At 61.6% G+C, this 5,491-nt stretch carries 5 protein-coding genes; all 5 read left to right on the top strand.

What is annotated here, in order from left to right; genetic code table 11:
• Window positions 1–869: hypothetical protein (locus MRY84_RS05695; RefSeq protein WP_291504778.1), on the top strand; the 869-nt coding region annotated here is incomplete at its 5' end.
• Between the two features lie 187 nt (window positions 870–1,056).
• Window positions 1,057–1,713 carry a response regulator transcription factor gene (locus MRY84_RS05690; protein ID WP_223056246.1) on the top strand — a complete coding sequence of 219 codons (657 nt, stop codon included), beginning with the start codon at window positions 1,057–1,059 and terminating at the stop codon, window positions 1,711–1,713.
• 47 nt (window positions 1,714–1,760) lie between these two features.
• Window positions 1,761–3,536 (top strand): 7TM diverse intracellular signaling domain-containing protein, encoded by a 1,776-nt coding sequence (locus MRY84_RS05685; RefSeq protein WP_291504779.1) that lies wholly within the window; start codon window positions 1,761–1,763, stop codon window positions 3,534–3,536.
• Window positions 3,537–3,828: 292 nt separating this feature from the next.
• Entirely contained in the window at window positions 3,829–4,509 is a 681-nt protein-coding gene (locus MRY84_RS05680; RefSeq protein ID WP_291504777.1) for a hypothetical protein, read from the top strand.
• A gap of 501 nt (window positions 4,510–5,010) precedes the next feature.
• On the top strand, window positions 5,011–5,491 hold a 481-nt coding region (locus MRY84_RS05675; protein ID WP_291504776.1), incomplete at its 3' end, for a hypothetical protein.

Raw genomic sequence — 5,491 nt, 5'->3', positions numbered from 1 at the left:
GCTTTTCGGCCGAAATCTCCATTAAGGCCGTGCATCACGCCATGCATGGCCTCAAGGGCCCGAACCCGGTCTATGAAGGGGTGGACAGCATCATCCGTCGCTTCCTCAATGGCCGCGATGACGAGAACGCCGTCTATAAGGTCGCGCTGGTAGCGCCGGGCGTGGACCCGCTGCGCAACATCCTGAAGACCTACCCCAAGCAGCACGCCTTCGAGTACCAGGGGCAGGCGATCATCGACCTCGCGCTGCAACTGCGCGAACAGCTGCCGAAGAAGGGCGACGGCGTGGATCTGGATCAGATCCAGAAGATCGTGCTGGAAACCAGCCATCACACCCACCACGTGATCGGTACCGACGCCAAGGACCCGCAGAAGATCGACCCCGATTCCCCGCGCGGCACGTTGGACCACAGCATCATGTTCGCCATTGCGCGCTGCATTCAGACCGGCGAGTTCCACAAGGACCGCGCCTATCAGATGACCCAGGCCGAGAAGGACGAGCTGCGTGCGCTGATGGCGCGCATCGAAACCCAGTTCGATCAGCGCTGGGAAGACCTCTACCACGACCAGGACCCGAATGTGCAGGCCTATGGCGGCCGCATGATCGTGACCCTTGGCGACGGCTCAGAGGTGGCGGACGAGAAGACCCGCGCCAATGCCCACCCCGGCGGCGACACCCCCTGGCAGCGCCCGGACTACGAGGCCAAGCTGGCCGACTACACCCAGGACCTGGTCAGCGATTCCGAGCGTGCCCGTTTTATTGAGGCCGTCAATGGCATGGACAGCCTCAAGGGTGACGAGCTGGCCACGGTCAACCTGATTGTGGATGCCGGCACGCTGGACGCTCCGGAGACGCGCGGGATTTACTGAGTCATGTGCGTTGCGTGGCACCGCGGCCGCCGGTCGGCCGCGGTGCCCGCGTGATGGCACCGAGAGCGGGAGTCCCACGAGGCCGTGCACCATTGACCATAAGCTAGCCGAGGCTCTGCCTTGAGCGTGGCCGCTGTAGTGTTTGTTGGCTGCTTGGCAGATCCCAACGGAGCCGTAATATGGGCGGATGGACCCGGCTACCGTCCTCCTCGTTGAGGATCAAATCGCAACACGCAAGCGCCTCGTCGCCGCAATTGAAGGCGATGATCGTCTCTGTGTTCAGGCCGCTGTCCCTACCATTGGAGAGGCGCGGCGCAGTCTGGCAACAGAGGTGCCCGACCTGCTGTTGGTTGACCTGGGCTTGCCGGACGGCGATGGGCGCTGCCTGATTGAGGCCGTTCGCGGGACATCGACGGCCTGCGTGGTCATCTCAGTCTTCGATGATGAGCAGCACGTGTTGTCTGCGATCCAGGCAGGTGCGGATGGTTACTTGTTGAAGGACGCGCCGTTTTCGGAAATTCCTTGCGCGCTCCTGGCCGTCTTGCGCGGCGAGTCGCCGATCAGCGGGCGCGTGGCACGCTACCTTGTCTCAAGGATCCAGGCAGCGCCGACACCGCCAGCGGACCGCCGGTCTGATGTACAGAAATTGACCCGACGCGAGTCCGACGTGCTGGAGCTTTTGGCCAAGGGCTTCAGCTATGAGGAAGTTGGCATGGCGCTGGGCATGCAAACGAGTACCGTGGGAACCCACGTAAAGCGCATCTATCGCAAGCTCGCGGTTTGCTCACGCGGCGAAGCCGTTTTCGAGGCGCTGAGCCTCGGTCTGATTCGACTGAACCCGTGACAGGGAGGCTGCCAAGCGCGCGAATCGCCTGTGTTGTTTTGGGTGCGATGCTGGGATGGCTCTCACTTGAATGCGCCGCGAGCCAGGCGGGGGCGCTTGTGCTTACCGCTGAATCAGAGCGCAGCGATGTGAGAGGTCATCTGGCAGAACTCGCTGAGCCGACGGACGGATTGGATTTGGCAGGCGCCCGCCGGCTCGCGACACGCGGCGCATTCGAGCCTGTACCCGTGGCTGGTATCAATCGCGGCTTCACTGAACAGCCCTACTGGTATCGGATCTCACTTCGCGTTCCGTCCCAGAACGTCGCGCAGAGAAGGATTCTGGAAGTGGAGCCGCCGTGGTTGGATAAGGTTGATCTGTATTTGTTCGATGATGCGAGTGGTGGCGTGACCCACATTCGGGGAGGAACACGGCGCCCGCACGATCCGCGTCTGCTACAGCACCGAATGGTCGCTATGCCGATCGAAGTCGAAGCCGGAGCGACCAAGGAGCTACTGATTCGCGTGCAGACAACGGGGCCGCATGCGGTGGCTTTGAATATTGAGTCGTGGCCCGCCTTTTACGCCCGAACCACCCGCCAGCAGTTTTGGTACGGGGGCTTCTATGGAGTCCTCGGTGTCATGCTGGTCTACAACCTGATCATCGGCGCCTGGGTCCGGCAGCGCGCCTACTTGTATTACGTGCTCTACACGCTGGCTGTTGGACTGATGGCGGCACTGATGTTGGGGCACGCAAGACAGCTCGTCGGGATGGAGGCTCCCGGGGCATTGCTTCGATTCCAGGACGCACTTCCTGTGTCCCTACTGTTCGCGCATCTGTTTCAGGGGCTATTCGTTCGAGAGCTCCTGAGCACGCGGACGCATGCGCCGATGATCGATCGCGTCTTGGTGCTGTTCATCCTCGTTGCGGTCTTCACGCTCCCGCTGTTCGCTGTGTTGCCACACAGCGAATTCGGCAAACTGGTCACCATCCAGAACCTGCTTGGCTCGGGCGCTGCCCTTTACGCAGGCGTTGTCCTTTCTCGCCGTGGCATCCGAGCGGCACACTTCTATGTTATCGCAGTCGGCGGCATGCTCCTGACAACGAGCATTGCCCAGGCAGCTGCCCTCGGCCTGTTGCCAGCAAATTTCTTTACCCAGAATGCCTGGCAGGTTGGGGCCTGCTTTGATCTGGCGGTTCTGTCGCTTGCCTTGGCGGACCGGGTGAATTCCGAGCGCCGTGAGCGTGAGCGTCTCGTTGCGGAGAGGAGGAACTTGGTGCAGGACTTGCACGATGGTGTCGGTGGGCAGTTGGTCAATGCGCTGGCGCTTGCCGAACGTGGCAGTGCTGACGTGTCCAGCCTTCCTGACACCCTGCGCGACGCAATGAACGAGCTGCGTTGGGCGATGGACCTGGCAGGCCCTCGTGAAGCGGATCTTCTGATGATGCTCTTCAGCTTTCGTGAACGCTACAGCGCACGATTGCGCGATCAGGGCCTTGCGGTCGATTGGTTCTTCGAAGATGCACTGGCCAATCTGCCGCCAATGGATGCGGCGAGAAGTATCGACATCATTCGCATTCTGCAAGAAGCCTTTGCCAACATCGTGAAGCACTCTCAGGCGAGATGCGCCAATGTCCGAGTGTCGTGGGAAGGTGATGAACTTTCGATGGCAGTGTCAGATGACGGTGTCGGTATCCCCCCGTCACCACCTCATGGGCGTGGTCTTGCCAACATACAGGAGCGCGCCGAGCGCTTGGGTGGAAAGCTGACACTGCAGGGTGGACAGCATGGAAGTACGGTAAGCCTGCGCATCCCGGTCGGTCAGCCAAGCCCCCGCGGATAAGCCAAGTCCCCAGAATCCGGGATTCGCCAGTCACGGCCCTCGCTCTAGGATCAGAGGCTGAGGTGACAGGAGTCTGGCAATGTGTCCTCATGACTGCAGCGTATCCGTTACAACACCCCTTGCATTTCACCGGTTGGCTACTGCGCTTTGCCTGTTCGCACTTTGCGTGGGCTGCGGGCCATCGCCAGCGGGGCAGGCAGACGGAGAGGCGGGCTTTCGCGAGGGGAGCGTCGACTTGAGCGTGACGGGTTGCCAAGAGGGGCTCATGGCCGTGTTGAGGCCGCCTGCAGCCTTGCAGCCGTTTCTGCCAGAGGGCTTTGTCACCCGCGACGCAGCGGCGCTGTTGGAAGTACCGCCGGCAGCGGAAATAACCGGCCTCGCCGCCGCGTATCTGAACGCCTACGACTGTCCCGAGCACCCACTGGGCAATCCGGGACTCGATGCGGGTGAGGTCAGCATTCTGGTCGAGCCTCCGATACTGGAACCAGATCCTGGCCTTGAGCCGAGCTTGCTCGACTTCTATCTCCCGCTGCATTACGGATCCCCGGGAACCGCTTTTCTTCGCACGCTCGAAGACTCCGGCTACGCTGCAGCATCGGGTACTGCGGAGGTTTCTGTGCCTGATCCCGTCGCTGGCGCAACAATCAACACCAGCGTCGCCTTGAGCGATGCGATGGGCGAGGTATTTCGCTTCGTTCTCGCAACACCGGTGACAACATCCACAACAGGCATCGTTCGGCTTTGGCACCTCACACCAAGCGGACCGGCTGCGATTGAGCTGCGGTTCAATGAGCAACCCGTTGGACGCGGTGTCATTCTCAGTTGTGCGATTCGCGAAGAAAGCGTGGCAGCCGAGGTCATCGGTACAACGGCCTGCCTTCCGGGGGGTGGATTGGGGCTTGTGTTCTCGCCCCAAGGCTGGCAAGGCGAATACCGCGTCTTCTCCGGATCCAAAGTCGTCGCTGGGGATTGATTCCACCAAGTTCTGCGTTCTGAACGCCTCGTGCGCATGATGCTGCGCTGAGTACTCGGACGACAGTCGGAGCTTTCATCCTCTGCGGCGTCGACGAGTATTCAGGCGTTGCATCTCGGTAGCCGCTCAGCGGCGCGCCTGGCGCGGACCAGAGTCCCGACCGTTTTCGATGGCCGAGTGCAGCTTCACCCTCCGTTATCGCACTGCGGGATGGGGTTCATGCAATGTGATCTGGCACGGACAGGTAAGCGCCGCCTTCCAATCCCCGTTCCAGCCTGCCAGTGCAGTCACTCTGGTTGACACCAGTTGGTCCGGTGTTCGTATGGGGAAGCTCCAGAAAGGCGCATCTGTGAAGCGCGCTCTGCCTTGCTGAGGCGGCCATATCGCCTTGTTGCCTCTCAACTGCACGGTACGACCGTCTTCATTGGAAAGGATGGCAACTTGAATTTACACTGTAAATTCACAGATTGAATCAAGCGGTAGAAACCGCGGAGGAGACAAATGCGAGCAATTGTCTGGGGCCTGGCCGGCATTGGCGCGGCTTTGTGTGTGGGGATGTCCAGCCCGGTATCCGGGCAGGCGCTGCCGATCCAGGTGCCGGATGGGCGAATCGATCTGGTGCTGCAGCCCAACGCCATCGACGGCGGTCTGGAGTTGTGTCTGCAAGGGGATCTGGGTTCGCTGGGGTTGGACAACTGCGTGCGCCTGGGTACCGGCGGCCTGGAACTGAGCAACCCGCCGATGGGGGACTTGCTGCTGCTCTCACCCGACGGTTTCGAGCTGACTGAAAACGAAACTTATGGCCCGCGCGCGGCCAACGCCTCGCTGGGCACCGGCGGACTCACCGCCGGCATCAACCGCGACGGCCGGCTGACCAGCCTCGGCTGGCCGGGGCCGGGCCTCTACGACCACGTCAACTACCTGAATCTCTCGCAGGGGCTGCCTAACAAGGGCGCTTTCCGCAACGCGGGCTCCTTTGGCG

The organism is Acidovorax sp. (assembly GCF_022763525.1).
In the GTDB taxonomy this organism is placed as follows: domain Bacteria; phylum Pseudomonadota; class Gammaproteobacteria; order Burkholderiales; family Burkholderiaceae_C; genus Acidovorax.
Note: the sequence above shows the minus strand (reverse complement) of the source record. Positions and strands in the feature narration are given on the sequence as shown.